This window comes from Candidatus Paracaedibacter acanthamoebae (assembly GCF_000742835.1).
Taxonomy (GTDB): domain Bacteria; phylum Pseudomonadota; class Alphaproteobacteria; order Paracaedibacterales; family Paracaedibacteraceae; genus Paracaedibacter; species Paracaedibacter acanthamoebae.
On record NZ_CP008941.1, the window covers coordinates 209397 to 225648 of the forward strand.

The window sequence follows — 16252 nt, forward strand, 5'->3', positions numbered from 1 at the left end:
ACTTTAGCATCAGAGATTTTTAAGGCATTATTTTGTTCTTGAACAAGATATTTTTTTTATGGGCCCAGTCGCTAATCAGCCATTGTTGAGCTGTTTTTATAGGAGTAACAGTTATTCCTGTCGTCGCTAAGGGGGCTCCATTTTTATTAAATTGTTGTTGAAAATCAGAAGAAACCTGACCTTGTTCTAGAGCTATTACGATATCGTTAATTCCTAAATTTACGGTGAAGAGGAACTGATTTGTAGTGCCATGGGTTAAAGTGTTGGGGAGTGTCCAGTGCAAATGGATACCTTGCTTGATATTGCCTGATAGGTTTCCAAAAGGTGGGGGTTCAGGGCTTTGAAATTCCTTGATAAGAGCATTATAATCCATAGACCAGCGATTAAACCCGCTTCCGTTGATAACCTGTTGGTTGACAACCATTCCCTGCAAGTTTACGGGGACAAACAACATAGAAGTGAAATTGTTCATGAAAGGGATTCCTTGGGATTATGTACTTTGTGTATTTTGAAAAACCATTTGTTCGGGGACATCAATCATCTGCAAGGCAAAATCAGCTGACCCGAAGGGCCCGGACATTCCTTGCTGTTTTGCTAAGTTTTGCTGTAAGTTAGAAATATTCAAGACACGAGAATTACTCTGAGGACGATAATCGCTTTCCTGAAGTATGTAAGAAATTCCAGTCAGTTTGCCATCTGCAGGATTACGCAGCCCTATTTCCAATTGATTATTGACGTCTTCAACACCAAAGCATAACCCTTCTTTAGGTTCATTAAGCTCAATCCAGGAAGGAATTTCTGGGAATAAACATAACAATACATCCGGGGCTAGACGGTCCATTCGTAAAAGATTGAGGGGATCTGAAGCTTGAGGACCCTCTGCGGTTTGCGTTACGGTACGGTAGGCTTTAACTTCTAAGCCTGGCCAACTAGAGACCACAGTAGAGCGAAAAATAAAGCCAGCCAAGGCATCACTTGAGGGCGGATTAGAAGGGGTTAACCCTAAGAGTTTTTCTCGCACTTGTAAAATTAAAGTATCAACAGTCTCTTGAATAATATCCTTTGTTATTTGGTAATAGAAGCTATCCTTACTGGTATGAATTCCAATACTCATGGCGCCTTGAACCAAGCTATCCAACCAGGCACGATCAAGGTAGAAAAACCTCACTGATTCACGGGGTAACATTTGGCTATCTGGAACTAAGTTATTAAAAGGAATACCGTACAACAAATATAAACGTGCTAACCATTCTACTATGGCTGTTAGTTCATCCCCTCCCATTGTTTGGATGAGGGTTTTAGCATTATCTTGCTGTAATAATTTTTTAAGCTCGTCGACAAGATTGGTTGGTGGTGTGTCTTTCTTGGATCGTCCTGGAGAGAATGATGAAGAAGTTTTGTTTTGTTTGCTTGTTCCATCGTCTTCTCCATCAGAGTCTGCGGGGCTGTAAGTTGAAGTAACCTTAGGAGCGATTTTCTGAGCGAAATCATTAACTAAATAATTCAGGTAGGTTTGTGAAACCAAGTTTGCGTCAAGCCATTGATTGACATCACTTGTATTAGATTTGAGAAGGTCGTAAAGCTGATCCGAAGTAAAACGAGCAACCATAAGGTCAACGAGCTGATTTGCCTGCCTCTGCCAGTTAAGTACATTAGCAGCGAAGGAGCCATTGGATAAAGCAAGCAATCGCCCAGTCTGCCAAGCTGCAGCATAAGATAAATTAAAAAGGCCCGTTGCTTGATCATAAATAATAGCTTCAGCTGCAGTTTGGAAAGGCTCGCGATTTGTTGTGAATCTTTCACTTAAAACAGGAGAAAAAGGCCCGCGATACCACGCAAAGGTTTGATCACCTGGTAATGTCTGATAATTTATAGGCACGTAGCCGTTAGATAAGGCTTGTTTTGCTAAAGATTCTGAAGGTAAATTATTATTCTGTTTAATCGGCATTTGGAAAAGAAGATTAGTTCCGGCTTGGCTCCCAGGACTTACCAGGTTAAGCATTAATTGACTAAAGGTTTCCCCTGTCTCTGGTAAACAAGTAAAGGCCCAGCTGGCTAATGAAACCAAACGAATTTTTTGAATTCCACTGGGAAAAGAAGGGTTATCTACCAAATAAGGTTCAAAACCTTCTAAAGAAACTAAGTGAAGGATTTGCTTAGTCGGAACTGTTGGATTCTGAATAGGAAATCTATTGGAGATCACCACAGAAAACCAGCCTGAATGTGTCATATTAAGGATTTCTTTGTCGCCAACGTTGACCTGGCGACCATGGGCAAGATAAGGTAATTCATCCTGGCGAGGCACTAGGTTTATGAAAGTATCTGTTGTTACATCAATCGCTTGACATGGCATGTCATCAGTCTGCCCATAATTCAACTGAGAGATTAAAGGTCCTAGGATGCCATTCTCATTTATATTTCGGATCTGGCCAAGTTTAAGGGTGGCTACTTTAGTTGGGTTGTTACCGGCAGAAGATGGATTGGTAGTCTCTGGGATTTCGACTTGATCTTCATCGAACAATAAAAGCGCTATCCAAGGGGTTCCCTCCGGATTTCCTTTAAGCAGTCGTTCCCAAGGCAAGCTGCGTTTGGTTAAGACAATTTGAGGGAGCTTATGTCCAAACTGCCCTTGGCCCCCAGAAGCAGGATATAAGTATTGAATATCGCTACTAGTGTTTAAATTAAATCTTGCCCCCTGAACAGAAAACGCCTGGGTTGTGCTAAAATTTTGATTAAGTAAAATACCTTCACTATCTTTGCCTGAAAGATTTTGGTTAACGGTAATAGTATAATCGTCATCCAGTAAGGGAGGTATAATATTATCAAAAAACTCGATATCGCCCAGTGGAAGAAGTTGAAGGGTAGATTCGTGTATTACTGTTTTCATTATTCTTGTTCCCATAGTTTTTAACTAAGCGGCAAAGAACCCAAGAGGGGTTCAGCTTCGAACGCAGATATTGGATCATTGGTAAGATTGTCTAGGGTTCCATCAGTGCCTATAAAATTGGTTAAATTTTGTAAATCCTTAAAAATACTCGTCCTAATATTAGCAACTTGAGTGAGGGTATTATGGATGATGGTTAAAGCCTGATTACTTTGTTGGGGGGTATTTGCATGTTGAGAAGGGTTTATTGATAATGGTAGATAAGGTGGTATCTTTTCATCTTGTTCATCAATTGGAAAATAGGTAAAAGCCGTTTGCATATCAATAGGGCCTGTGTGACCTGGTTGGATCTGGGATTGAGGGATAACCTTTTCTAATCCGATCAAACGATTCGGCAGTAGCCTATCGTTAGGATCAATATTTTGAGGATCATCAATAGGCTTACCCCATAGGGAAGTTGGCATATCTCGATTAAGTCGTTTGGAATCTTGCCAGGATATGGGGGAACCGCTCTTACTAGTAACTGATATAGTCTGGGTGGAGGTTGTATCAACTCCAACTTGCATAGGGCGGATTGCAACAAAGTAATCAGGAATCGGTTGCCCTTGCTGATCAGCAGAATGAAAAACTTGGTTATTAAAGGTGATTTGTGTAAGAGGAATAGCGCTTTCTATCGCCAAGGTAAATTCATCAGCACGAACCAACCAACGGGTCGTTTGATCGTCATTTTTAACTTGCCCAAGAAGACCATCAGTGACACGGATATGAGATATTTCGACAGAGGAAGTATCGGCAAGACTCAGGGTAACTATGTTTTGTAAGTTACGCGCCGAGTTAGGGGACTGAGGCAGCATGGTTTTAAAATCATCCCACCCAATTTTACTTATACCTTCTCTTTGATCCGCTCCAAAAGGGATGGAAAAGGATATAATATACCAATCAATATGGGCGGTTCCACCTGTAGGAGGGCCCCATAACATTAAAGTTGCTCCTAACTCAACTTTAAAAGTAATAGTCGTTAACCAAAGATCGAGCCGGTAGGAACAGCCGACAGTTATACCAATATCGGCAATAAAATAAAAAGGATTCCAATGAGCTAAAACATCTGCATAAGCTGTGAGCCAGGCTCTTAGATCGCCGGACTGGAATAACACTTCTAAGGATCCTCCTGCCATTATGCAAGAGGGAGTCAAAGCAAAATAAGATCCCCCTTTGATGGTTACGTCACCGGAAGGAATCCAATTAAAACCAAGGCGAGGTTCGCTTGGATAATAGGCAGGGGGGGTGAAAGCCGGATGATAACCGCCCAAGGTAAGGACGAATTCTCCGGCATGGACGTTTGACCCAAACCAAACATAAAAAGCAAAACCTCCCATTAAATGACAAGAAGGGTCTAGCACGTATGAATTGTTAGAAAGGAGGGCAGAAGCTTGGAAGAGGCCCTGGGCAGGATCAAGAACCACTTCGAGGTCTAATTCTACATAAGCATAGCTTTCTCCTTGGGCAGGTAAGCTTGCAAAGGATTTTCCCAATAGAATAATCTCAAATTCTTTGCCAAATTCAACAATAGCAAGAGCAGTAGAATTTATAAGCTCAAAAGATGTAAATTTAATGCCTGCAGCCAACCAATATTCGCCAACTTGTTCCGAAATAACTTTATCTAAGGTTTCTAAAGCATAATTCATTGCTGCAGGTGAACTTGGGTCATTAGGCCCAACAAGGGTAGTAGGATCCCTAAAAGCTTGAACCAACGGAAAACTATTGAATTGATCTAAAGAAGGGGGTTGCAAAAGCCGGTTGTACCCAAAACCCATAGCCAATCCTGTTACAAGAAATGCAGGGGGCCCACCAATAATATCATCGACAAAAGCAAAAACAAACAAGGATGAAGGCCCTTGTCCCACTATTAAAGAACCCAAAGCCGAGATGCTAAGTTCTTCTATATTGATGAGGGCTTGGCCATCATACTCAGTTGTTCTTGATTGAGAATCGGGCAATTTTAAGAGAGAACCACTCATGTCTATAGGCCCAGCCAGATAAGACAAGCCTAAGCCGTTAAGGTTAAATTGCCATTGATGGGGGGATGGGTCATTTAAAGGAACACTTAAAGAAAAGCCCATAAGATCAAAGGATAATCCGCCTACTGAGGCAGAAACATCCAAAAACAAAGCAAGATCAGGCCCAGCGAAGCCAAGGCCTATTTTCTCAAACTGAAGAGGACCTATCGCTTTTTGAATGGGAAAGGAAAGAGTAGGACTAGAGTTTGAAGAATCTCTCAAGTTTTCTTTGGTAAGCAGAGAAGAGGGCTGCTCTGTTTGTGGAAGAGAGAAAACCTTATCGCCCAAGAGTAAGTCAACATGAAAGGTAAGTCCTTGAGCGGCAGTTTTCGTCGTTTGGTCTAGAGGATTTTCATAAGAAATACCAGCTGCAGAAGCATAAATTATTTCAAACAGTTGCAGTTCTAGAGGCTCATCAGCAGCCTGATTAAGGATAGGAATGTAAGAAATTAAGTCAAGTTTTGGCTGATAAAACAAACTAACTAGCCCTTGCCATTTTCCTGACGTATCTTTGTTGAGTTGAATGAGAAGTGCAGCATTTTGATCAATGTCTACATTAAGAGTAAGTTTATCTTGAGAAGGACGAAGCTCAACTTGAAGATTGTTTAAGGTGATATCGGGGAAGAAAGACGGAAGAGTTATAGGTGGATCAAATTTTTCGAATAGATCCTGTATTAGATTGGTAATGGAAATAGACTGTGATGCTGGCGGACCCCCTGTAAAAATCCACCCGTCCGTTTGTGAATAAGTGGCACTAAGATCAACGTAAATGCTTCCTATCTCAAGAGTTCCATACAGTAAGGCTGTGTTGAGTTTGCTTGAAAGAACCTCGACTTGAAAATAGATATTCTGCAGATTTAAAGAAGTACCATCAAAAAGGGCCACATCCACAGAACCCATAGCGCCCAGGCTATAAGTTCCTGGCAAGCTAGTTTGGAGAGCAATATCTAAGGAAGTCAAATCGACATCAAAAGGAAGTTTTAAGTCACTCTGGTTTGTTGCAATGCTCACCAAATAACTTAATTTAAGAGATCCTGTAAAACTGCCTTCAATATATAGATTGTCTGTCATTTATGGCACTTCCTTTCTTATGCAGGAGCAATTTCAACGTTAAAAATTCCAATCTTCTCAAACTCAACTTGGGCTTCACAATTAATAGCGGAAGTCTTGGTCGAGGGGTCGGTTGGATTTAGGATGGTCCAGGTAACCCAAAAACTACAATCTTTAAAAGGTGGAAAAAGATTAAGAGGTTTATTCGGATCAGAGCCAACGCTTACAGTCAAAGAAGAAAGGGTGAAACTAGAGTTTCCAATTCCAATTGTGGCTATAAATCCTTGAAAATCAATTGCACTAAGAGCCGATTGTAAAGGGCTGGGAATTAAATCATCCCATTTGTTTCCTGCCATCAAGATAAAAACATGCTCTAAGGAGAGAGGTTTTGGTGATCTAACACCGAACATAAGAAAATTTTCAGTTTCTTTGAGACCAACAGAAAAATCCAAGGTTGTGGTTGCATCAACAATAAGATCCAACTCAAAGTAAAGTTCAGGCGTTACGTCCGCAGGGCAATCATTTTCACTATCTTCTGCAATCGGAATAAGCCTGACTCCAAACTTAGGATTACTAACAGTAAAAAGATCAAAAAGAAAAAATGTTGCATCTTTTGTGCTAAGAAGCGGGGAAGTTAATTGCAGATTTGGAAAATTCAAAGAGAAGCCTGGAATTCTATTCTTATTATCAATTTGCCCAAAGAAATGAGAATCATTATTAAATTTTACACCCAGAAAATTTAAGAAATATACAATTGATTGAAAGATAGGGTCTGTAAGGTTTAACTCTGCATAAAAATTAAGCCCTTCCTGAAGGTCTTCAGTCACATGATTTTCCATTGGCCAAGCAGGTAATGTTGTAGTTGAAAATATAAAAGAAGGATTAGAAAAGGATTGATCTAGAATAGGGAAAACTAAGAACTCAAAAAAGCTTGTTCCTAATGTCCAAGGAGTTCCATCAGTATTTGTCAGATCAGTTGTCTGTAAGACCATAGTCAGTGTCTGATTACTTAAGGTAAACTGAAGCGTTTTTACGAACATATTGGTAGAGAAAAAAGAAGTTTTTCCGGCCTTAATAATAAGAGGGGAAGAACCAGAAGGATCAATAACATCGCTTCTTGATAAATTCGTAATAGTTAGCAATGCACCAACGGGGACGCCCAAATAGTCTATAATATTTTGAAGAATGGTACCCACATTGTTGGCGTTAGAACTTGTTAAAGTTTGTTGATCTAAAACAACGCTTCCCTCACCTGTAACAGGTAGTTGATTTCTAAGAGCTGTTGCAAGATCTAATAAGCTCATTCTTTATTATCTTTCTTTTTACACATCTATAATAACGCCCATGTGATCACTTGTTCTTCTAACAAAACCATAATTATTGACTTGTCGGAAAAGTGCATCTTTTTGCGTAGAATCTAAAAGGACGCCTTTCACTTTTTTAATAAAGATAGTTTTAATAGAATCTTGCATTCCAGGCGCATAAGTGTAGCCTTTTTTTGCTGCTTTTGCTGAAGGTAAAGCTGCAGCATAACCATAGGCAGGCAAACCACCTCCTGCCAGTGGTCCTGCTTTTTTTATATAAGCTCCAGCTATTTCATTAATGTCCATTTCTCCCTTAGCAGCTCCAGGAGTTTTATAGCGGATAAAGATCTGATCATAACTACTAGAGGCGTAATCATAATCTGGATAGTCTCCCCCTTTAATACTTGCAGTTTTAACAGCTTTTAAAGAGGTTTTAGCGTAGACGGTCTTTACCCCTGGCGGGGTTATTGGGGTTAAAAAGTTACCTGTAAAATTTCCACCAGGTGTGCTCTTTTTAGTACGCATAGCCTTTTTAGGAGCAACCATAAGGGGACCGTAAGCCTCAGCCCTCTTTGTATTATCATTAGCATCGACATTAAAATCTCCCCCCAGAACACAAACATCAACCGCCATTGGCGTGTTGAACGGCGGAGCAATAGAAGATGTCCCTATTAGGCTTATAGCCGCATTGACAGGAGAAGCCTGGGTAAAAGGGGCATGGAAAGCAATCACATCTATTGTTCTTTTCCCTCCTTTCAGTTCTTGGAACCGTGTTAACCAAGGTCGGCGCTCCCCAGCTGTTGGAAACTCGAGAATTTCTCCTTTTTTACCGGTCTTAATAAACTCCCATTGCCCCCCCCATTTCTTAACAGTCGTACCACCAGGTATTTTCCAGTGTGTAGCGCTATAATCCTTCCAACCGCCTGGCGGTAGGGGAGATGTTGGATCTCTAGTGGTTGTTCCATCAAATTTCCAAGGTCCTTGAAACTGAACCGTATTCTTATTAAAGAATACAACAATCCCCTCTCTCCTTCCTCCCGCACCAGTAACAATAGGTGGAACTAGATCCCAAACAGGTGCTCCAGGAAGGGCATTTAATTGTTTTAGCAATTGGAGAGCTCCTTGGTAAGCACTCCCTTTCCCCACCAACTCTCCTTGCTTTCCCCCTTTTCCACATGGTAATTCAATTAATGCAAAAATATCTGGAGTATTCTTTTTAAATACATTTAAAATATTGTTTAATGCTGCAGCAGAAGCAGCCACATTTTTTGGGTCGTTAATCCGCTTCATTGTAAATTTCAGTAGATTCCAGAATACAATTCTAGTCATAACGGTTTATTCCTTTCCTCAGCAACCTACAGGTTTGTCTTTGATAAGTTCAGGGTTAACTTTAAAGGTTGGTTGTATGCGAATTGCCCTTATCATTTCTTGAGTTTCTTGGAAAGTAGGAGCAGAAATTACCCTATCATTTTCGAATTCTATTTCTTGAACCCACCGCTCAAAACGTTTTAAGTCCAATCGACATATATCGGGAGCATCTTCAGTAACGAAGTTCCTTTTATACCAACAACCATGAGGGTTAAAATGCACACACGTTAAAGGCTTTTTGGGTGTATTATGGACGCCACAAAGACAACTATCGGTATCAAATAATTGACAAGTCGCCCATTTAACCAAGGAAAATTCCCCAGTTATAGAAATAGTTATCTCAGTGTTAGGAAAAAGAAGAGAAAAACGCATATGATCTAAGTTCATTAAGGTTTGAGGAGGCAAACAAGGTAATATCTGCATACGACAACAAGGAGCCGGACACCCTTCACAAGGATTACTTTTTGTTAAGTCATCAAATGTTTTTCCAAGAGTAGAAGAAGCCATTATTATATCCCTTCAATTTGAAAATTTTCAATAGAGCCGCCCATTTTTATCTATGAGAGTTTATTTTGCTGAAATATTAGTTACAAGGACTTGGATAACAAATCAAATCTCCCTCTCTACCGCTTGCAAGAATCAATCGGTCTTGGGAAGTTGGGGTATTAATAGAGTCGTTTAAGCTGATTCACCCAACTTGAGATTTTTCTTGCCCACCATAAGCTTTTTCCTTTAAGAGGATAAAAAGTAAATATTGATTTTTTCTCATGTTTATTATTTGTGTAAGATAAATTTGAATTATATATTCTCAACTTCCCTCCATCTTATATTTTAACTTTGTTTGATTATAATAACTAATTAATGAAAATATAAATGTATGATTTAGCGCCAGATACGTAAATCTTAATCAAAAAATAACATGTATTAAGGTATCGCCAAATTACTAATAAAGGTTAGATTTATAGATTCTGGTGCAAATTTAAAATCAGAGTGAGCTAAGGCTGCTGCAAGGGGAAATAACGTGGACGCAATTTAGGCATAACCTTTGAAAAGACGGTTGAAAAATTAAATCTGATCTTGAAACTTTCCGTCAAATAGATCGTCTGCTCTTCGACCATCCTAGCCATAGCCTCAATTCCTTTGAGACTTCGATTAGCTGTCTTATAGGTAAAGGACTGGAATCCTACCATTGAATTATCAAGGCGTTTGCCAAAATCCCTGATAGCAAGAGCAGAATAAATGTTATTGATTATATTTATAAGCTTTTTATAGAAAATATAATTGGACTTGACCATTATAAAATTATGCAATTTATTGGCTTAATAATTGAAAATTCAAAAGTAGGTGAATATTGCTGTCGACCGCTAAAATACCACTCATAGATGCTAACCCCTCAAAGTTATTGACTCCCTGTGGCATCCATTTAATTGACTCCATTTGAAAAGGTTAAATAAGCAAATTTGCCAGTATTATTGACCCTCTTGGAAAAAGAGTGTTATTTTCTAAGATAAGAACACTGATGGAAAGGCCTTAAATAGAACTGCGCCCTCCCGGCAGATGCCGATACAGCGTCGAAGGAGCAACAGCTAGCCTTTTAGCCACTTCTTCCACGGTAATATTGTCATCTTTCAGCAAAGCTTTAGCGACAATAAGATCTTCAGCTTTAAGAGAAGGTGGCCGGGCCCCCGGGTCTGTTGCATTCAGAAACTAACTATATAGAAATCCTATCTATTATCTAAAATGGTACTGTCGCATCTGTTTGAGGAGAGTATAATTGTGAGTAAGACGGCCTGATTTTGGACACCCTAAGCCATTAGGTTGGCAAAATTAAGAAATGCAGATTGAGAAGCTGTTTGTCCAATTATTTGCCCTTTTTGTATCATACGAATATTTTCGATTCCTGAAATAGTCTGTTTGGCTGAATAGAAGTTTTTAAACCCAAGAGTTGGCCTTGTTCGTTTCTTGATAAATCGATGATCCTGCTCAACAATATTGTTGAGATATTTGATTTGTCGTATCTCAATTTCATCGCCTTTTGAGACATTCTTATTAAAATAATCAAGGGCTGCTTTGTTGCTACAACTCTTGTCAACTGTCACTTTGTCAGGCTTTCCATTCTGCTTGAAAGCCTTTCTGAAAAAGGCCTTTGCAGCATCAGCATCTCTTTTGGCTCGCAGTAGAAAGTCAATAGTATTTCCTTGACTATCGACGGACCGATAAAGGTAAACCCATTTCCCGTTCAACTTGATATAAGTCTCGTCCATGCGCCAGCTCCCCCTAACTGGTTTTTTGCGCTGACGAACACGCTTATCAATTAGATACACAAACCGACGCACCCATCTCTGTAACGTCGAATGGTCGATAATGGCCCCTCTGATCATCATCATTTCTTCCAAGTCTCTGTAGCTTAGAGAAAATCGACATTTCATATACACAAAAAGCATGATAACTGAGGGAGAAGAACAAAATCCTTTAAAATGGGGAAGAAGACGGGGACATATGGTGAGCATCTAAACAGACTGTTTTCTAAACCTTTACACCTTAATCTCTCAATTTTCAACAAATGCGACAGTACCCATTTAAAGAAGGTAAAGGGAAACAAGATAAGGCTTGTGCTGCTCTTTTTGATAAACGGCTGAATTCTGGTACAGGCAATATCTTTCCTGAAAGAGTAAATAACGATTCAATAAAACCTATCACTTGTCTTAAAGCTAACTTGAATAAATGACGGAAAGTTAGGAGGAGATTTATACAAGTCTGAGAGTAAACTAAAGGCCGGCCCCGTTTTCGTTCTTCTGCTGAAGGAGCTAACCAGCTTTCCTCAAGATCTTCACTTAACCAAACTGTTAAAGATCCTCTTTGCTTCAAAGCCTTATTATACTCACGCCAGTTTGTTACTTTATAAGAAATCTTCTTGGTTGAAAATTTACTAATCTGCTTCTTCATAAACTCAATCTACCAAATCTATTGCAGCCTATCTCCTATTTATCAGTTCATGGGTATTTTGGCAACAAAGTGATAATAATGCTCTTAATGGATTTTTGTCGGGGAAATAGCACCTAGAATGAGATGAATATGTAAGTTAATTACTTAAAATTTTAAGATGCAACAGACCCGAAAATACAATGTATCGCTATAAAAAAATCATCGGCCGGAAACTCAATGCAAGATTATGGAGTAACCAAGAGGCTGAATTGCACCTTGGATGCTTCATCTTAAATACTTTTAGCAAACTTGGCATGCCTAAATCTGCTAAAATGTAACAATTTTGGGGGAAAGGGGGAGGTTTATCCTCTATCCATATTTACACAACAACGTCATATTAACCCGCAAGACTAACTTAAAGATTGGATCATATATTGGGGGCTTGACCCAATCGTTTTGAACTCCCGGCAAAGCCTCTTTTTAACTCACATAGTGAAAGTAAAAGCTACTGCAACCGTTATTAGACCTACTGGTAAGCAAAAATGTCGCGGCTGGAAACCGCAGAAACCAAGGAAGAAAAAAGAGAGAAAAAGACTTGCGCAGCAGGTCTATTATTATTATCTATTATAATGATACCAAAGTTAAATGAGGTGGCTTTATGACAGAAACTGTCCAGTTACTCCCTTCTTTAGGACAAGAGCGTCTTTTGTTTTTACAGGAATTAACACCTAATGATACTGCCTACAATATTGGTATAGCTCTTTCATTTGAAGGACCTTTGGATAAGAGAGCTTTATTCTATGCATGCAAAACTCTTATGCGCTATCATGATTCTTTAAGAATGACATTTTCACAGCTTGATGGGAAACCAATTGCTACAATATCTCCAGATGTTAATATCGATATCAATCAGATTGATTGTTCAAAGGTTTCAATTGGTAAAGGGTTAAAGGAAATTTATGAAAAATTTTTCAAACAAGAAATTAGTAAAGTTTTTAATTTGGAAAAAGGGCCATTAATTCGCCATACATTATTATGCTTTAATCCCAATCTTCATATTTTGATTATGAGTTGTCATCATATTATTTTTGATGGTTGGTCAATGATGGTATATTTGAAAGAGTTGGCAGCTAATTATCAGGCATTAATTCGTCATCAATCATTATCATTGACGCCTGTTACTCACTTTTATAGGGATTTTATTGTTGAACAAAGAGCAAGGATGCAAGGCGTAGTTCAAGAAGAGTTATTAGAATATTGGAAACATCAACTGGCTTATTTAGAGCCGCTAATCTTACCGACAGACAAACCCAGAACCCGAGAATCTCCTAATATAAAAAAGTATGATTTTAATTTTTCAACTGAATTCTCTCAAACACTGAGGCAACTTAGCCAAGAAAAAGGAGTTACCTTATATACAATCTTATTTTCTGCATTTTGTTCATTTCTTTTTCGCCATTCTGGACAAGAAGACTTTTCAATAGGGGTTCCTATGCACGGGCGAAATAAAGGTAATCTTGAAGATGTTATTGGATTTTTTATCAATACCCTACCCATCCGAGTCAATTTAGCAAGTAATAAAAGATTTGCAACGCTTGTTGAAGAAGTCAAAGTTACTATGAGAGGTGCATTAATGCATCAAGAAGTACCTTTGTCGCATTTAATAACAGAATTAAAGTTATCCCGGGATATTAATCGAGATCCTTTGTTTCCGGTAATGTTTACAATGGAAAATTTTCAACCTCCTTCTCTTGATTTTAATAATTTGAATGTAAAAATGGTAGGCATTGAAGCAGGTGGAATACCTTGTGCTATATCGCTGGAAGTTCACACTTATTTAGAGGATTTTCTTGGCGTATTTAAATACGATGCTAACCTCTTTAAGAAGTCTACTATACACCGTATGGTGGGACATTGGTTAGAATTATTAAAGGGCATAAGCCAAAACTATGATCAGGCGATAAGTCAATTGCCTTTGCTAACTGCTTTAGAGCGTAAACAGCTTCTCATAGATTGGAACAAAACAGAAAAAAATACCCCAAAGACAAAACGATTCATCAGTTGTTTGAAGAGCAAGTCCTAAAAACACCAAATAATATAGCAGTAATTTTTGAAGAGCAAGAACTTACCTACCAAGAGCTTAATACAAAAGCTAATCAGCTTGCTCATTACTTGAGAGAACAAGGAGTTAAGCCCGATACGTTGGTGGCAATCGCTTGTGAGCGGTCGTTAGAGATGATCATCGGTATTCTAGCGATCTTAAAAGCAGGTGGGGCTTATGTCCCGATCGATCCCTCATATCCTCAAGACCGTATCCAGTTTATGTTAGAGGACACCAGAGCTTCATTGATTCTTACACAACAAGATATTCTTAAGAGATTACCAAGAACAGAAGCTGAAGTGTTTTCGATAGACACGAATCAAGAAAAGCTCACGAATTATCCAACATCAAATCCATCTTATATCACCCAACCTCATCATCTAGCCTATGTCATCTATACATCTGGGTCTACAGGAACACCCAAGGGCGTATTAAGCATTCATCAGGGACTGGTAAATCATCTTTTATGGATGAAAGATTATTGCAAATTAATAGAAAACGACTCCATTTTACAAAAGACCCCTTATACATTTGATGTTTCTGTATGGGAGTTTTTACTTCCTCTGATAGGGGGAGCTCAGCTTGTATTTGCAAAGCCAGAAGGCCACAAAGACCCCGCTTATTTAAAAGAAACCATAAATTTTTATAAAATTACCTTAATGCATTTCGTTCCCTCCATGCTAGGTGCGTTTTTATATACTCAAAAAGGTGCAGCATGCCCAAGTCTTAAACGTGTGATCGTTGGTGGAGAAGCGCTTTCTCCATCACTTAGAGAAAAGTTTTTTGAAGGATTCTCCCACGTAGAATTGCACAACTTATATGGTCCTACAGAAGCTTCAATTGATGTGACATATTGGGATTGTGCATGTGAGAATACATTAGGTATAGTTCCCATTGGGAAGCCTATTTGGAATACATCTATATATATTCTTGATGAATCGATTCAACCTGTCCCGAATGGTGTTGTTGGAGAACTTTACATCGGGGGAGATGGGTTGGCGAGAGGCTATTTGAATAGGCCTGAATTAACGGCAGAGAGATTTATCAAGAACCCGTTTGTAAGTGAAGAGGAGAAAGCACAAGGTAAGAACCTAAGATTATACCGTACAGGAGATTTAGCACGCTGGTTACCTGATGGTAATTTAGAATATATAGGTCGTATTGATCATCAAGTAAAGATCAGAGGCTTCCGCATTGAATGTGGAGAGATTGAGCAAACGTTGCTAATGCACCCTGCTATTACTCAGGCGGTAGTGATTGCTGATGAATCAGAGACAGGTAAACAGTTAGTTGCATACTTTGTTGCTGAGAAGGGATCTGACCTTTCTCAGGAAGATCTCATTCATCACCTAAGTAAGACGTTGCCAGATTATATGGTACCGAGTGTGTTTATGCCGTTAGCAAGCATGCCATTAACCAGTAATGGTAAATTAGACCGTAAGGCCTTACCCAAACCTGAATTTACCGTAAGTAATAATTATACTGCTCCAAGGAATGAGGTAGAACATCAAATACGTCAGATTTGGGCTGAAATGTTAGGTTTACATGTAGATAGGATAGGTATTGCTGATGACTTTTTTATATTAGGAGGTAACAGTATTCTAGCCATAAAATTAGTTAGCAAACTGAATAATTATTATAAATCTCACTTAAAAGTTGCCGATATATTTGTATATAAAAATATCGAATTACTATCCTCAAGAATCGCTCAAACTAAAGATAGTTATCAAACTGTTGTTAAATTGAACAATACCTATGATAAGCCCAATATGTTTATGGTACATCCAGGGGGAGGAGGATGTGAGCAATATACTTCTTTAGCTGATCTACTAACCGATAATTTTAGTTGCTACGGAATAGATCCCTATAATATATATCATGAAAATAAAATAGATAATATAAATGAATTAGCCAAATATTATTTATACTACATTGATGAAATAATGAATCAAACACAACAAGAAGTATACCATTTGCTTGGATGGTCATTAGGAGGGAAAATAGCATTAGAGATCGCATATATTTTAGAACAAAGAGACTGCACTAAAATTAAAGTTTATTTATTAGATACGTTCTTAAATGATAATAATATGGTATCTTTAATGGGTAATATAGATCTTAATAAAAGAAAATCTCTCTATAGAGATTACTTGGCATCACTAGGATATGAGAAATCGTATATAGAAAAAGCTAAAATGAATTATGAGATAGAATATCGTATGATGAATAAACAAAAAGTATCCTCAACATTGAGAAATACTCAAGTCTTATTATACAAAGCAATGCTTCAAGGTATAAAGAGCGATATAGATATTGAGGCGGTAAAAAAATACCAAGAATATTTATTAACACTTGAATATAATAACATAGATAAAATTCTTATAGATCAGCCGAACCTAACACTTATTAAAGTAAATGCTCATCATGAGAACATATTAAAACAAGAAGAATTAATAGCTTCTAAAATTATAGAGGCGGTCCATAGTGGCTACTCGCGTCGGAAAGATAGATATGTTACAAACTCGGCTGTAGCATGTTGATTTTAATGGATATAATGACAAGG

12 protein-coding genes and 1 pseudogene are annotated in these 16252 nt (G+C 38.4%); 3 read left to right on the forward strand and 10 right to left on the reverse strand.

Annotation, left to right across the window (positions count from 1 at the left end; all coding sequences use genetic code 11):
- Nucleotides 1-19: 19 nt before the first annotated feature.
- From ID47_RS00925 to ID47_RS00965, 10 genes are all read right to left on the reverse strand, one after another.
- Nucleotides 20-472 (reverse strand): hypothetical protein, encoded by a 453-nt coding sequence (locus tag ID47_RS00925; protein WP_038462887.1) that lies wholly within the window; start codon nucleotides 470-472, stop codon nucleotides 20-22.
- A gap of 18 nt (nucleotides 473-490) precedes the next feature.
- On the reverse strand, nucleotides 491-2887 hold the full coding sequence (locus ID47_RS00930) for a hypothetical protein (protein WP_038462889.1): 2397 nt from the start codon (nucleotides 2885-2887) through the stop codon (nucleotides 491-493).
- Between the two features lie 20 nt (nucleotides 2888-2907).
- The gene (locus tag ID47_RS11475; RefSeq protein WP_051908342.1) at nucleotides 2908-6012 is read right to left on the reverse strand and encodes a DUF6603 domain-containing protein; all 3105 of its coding nucleotides are present in this window, start codon (nucleotides 6010-6012) and stop codon (nucleotides 2908-2910) included.
- Nucleotides 6013-6029: 17 nt separating this feature from the next.
- On the reverse strand, nucleotides 6030-7295 hold the full coding sequence (locus tag ID47_RS00940) for a hypothetical protein (protein WP_038462892.1): 1266 nt from the start codon (nucleotides 7293-7295) through the stop codon (nucleotides 6030-6032).
- A gap of 18 nt (nucleotides 7296-7313) precedes the next feature.
- Complete coding sequence (locus ID47_RS00945) at nucleotides 7314-8624, reverse strand: endonuclease/exonuclease/phosphatase family protein (protein ID WP_038462895.1); 1311 nt, start codon at nucleotides 8622-8624, stop codon at nucleotides 7314-7316.
- Between the two features lie 18 nt (nucleotides 8625-8642).
- A complete protein-coding gene (locus ID47_RS00950; RefSeq protein ID WP_038462898.1) occupies nucleotides 8643-9170 on the reverse strand; it encodes a hypothetical protein in 528 nt (175 codons plus the stop codon).
- A gap of 488 nt (nucleotides 9171-9658) precedes the next feature.
- Nucleotides 9659-9958, reverse strand: a complete 300-nt coding sequence (locus ID47_RS00955) for a hypothetical protein (RefSeq protein WP_038462900.1) — start codon at nucleotides 9956-9958, stop codon at nucleotides 9659-9661.
- Between the two features lie 235 nt (nucleotides 9959-10193).
- The gene (locus ID47_RS13795) at nucleotides 10194-10367 is read right to left on the reverse strand and encodes a helix-turn-helix domain-containing protein (protein WP_084675820.1); all 174 of its coding nucleotides are present in this window, start codon (nucleotides 10365-10367) and stop codon (nucleotides 10194-10196) included.
- Nucleotides 10368-10468: 101 nt separating this feature from the next.
- On the reverse strand, nucleotides 10469-11173 hold the full coding sequence (locus tag ID47_RS00960) for an IS6 family transposase (protein WP_038462876.1): 705 nt from the start codon (nucleotides 11171-11173) through the stop codon (nucleotides 10469-10471).
- Nucleotides 11174-11219: 46 nt separating this feature from the next.
- The gene (locus ID47_RS00965) at nucleotides 11220-11609 is read right to left on the reverse strand and encodes a transposase (protein WP_051908345.1); all 390 of its coding nucleotides are present in this window, start codon (nucleotides 11607-11609) and stop codon (nucleotides 11220-11222) included.
- A 155-nt stretch (nucleotides 11610-11764) separates the two neighbouring features.
- Here ID47_RS00965 and ID47_RS12725 point away from each other — a divergent pair.
- The 3 genes and pseudogenes from ID47_RS12725 to ID47_RS11485 form a co-directional block, all read left to right on the forward strand.
- Nucleotides 11765-11926 (forward strand): annotated as a pseudogene (locus ID47_RS12725) (IS5-like element ISParac1 family transposase); the annotation flags it as partial.
- A 320-nt stretch (nucleotides 11927-12246) separates the two neighbouring features.
- Nucleotides 12247-13671 (forward strand): condensation domain-containing protein, encoded by a 1425-nt coding sequence (locus ID47_RS11480; RefSeq protein ID WP_051908347.1) that lies wholly within the window; start codon nucleotides 12247-12249, stop codon nucleotides 13669-13671.
- Nucleotides 13602-16229, forward strand: a complete 2628-nt coding sequence (locus ID47_RS11485; RefSeq protein ID WP_084675822.1) for a non-ribosomal peptide synthetase — start codon at nucleotides 13602-13604, stop codon at nucleotides 16227-16229. The genes ID47_RS11480 and ID47_RS11485 overlap by 70 nt, the downstream gene beginning before the upstream one ends.
- The last annotated feature ends 23 nt before the right edge of the window (nucleotides 16230-16252 follow it).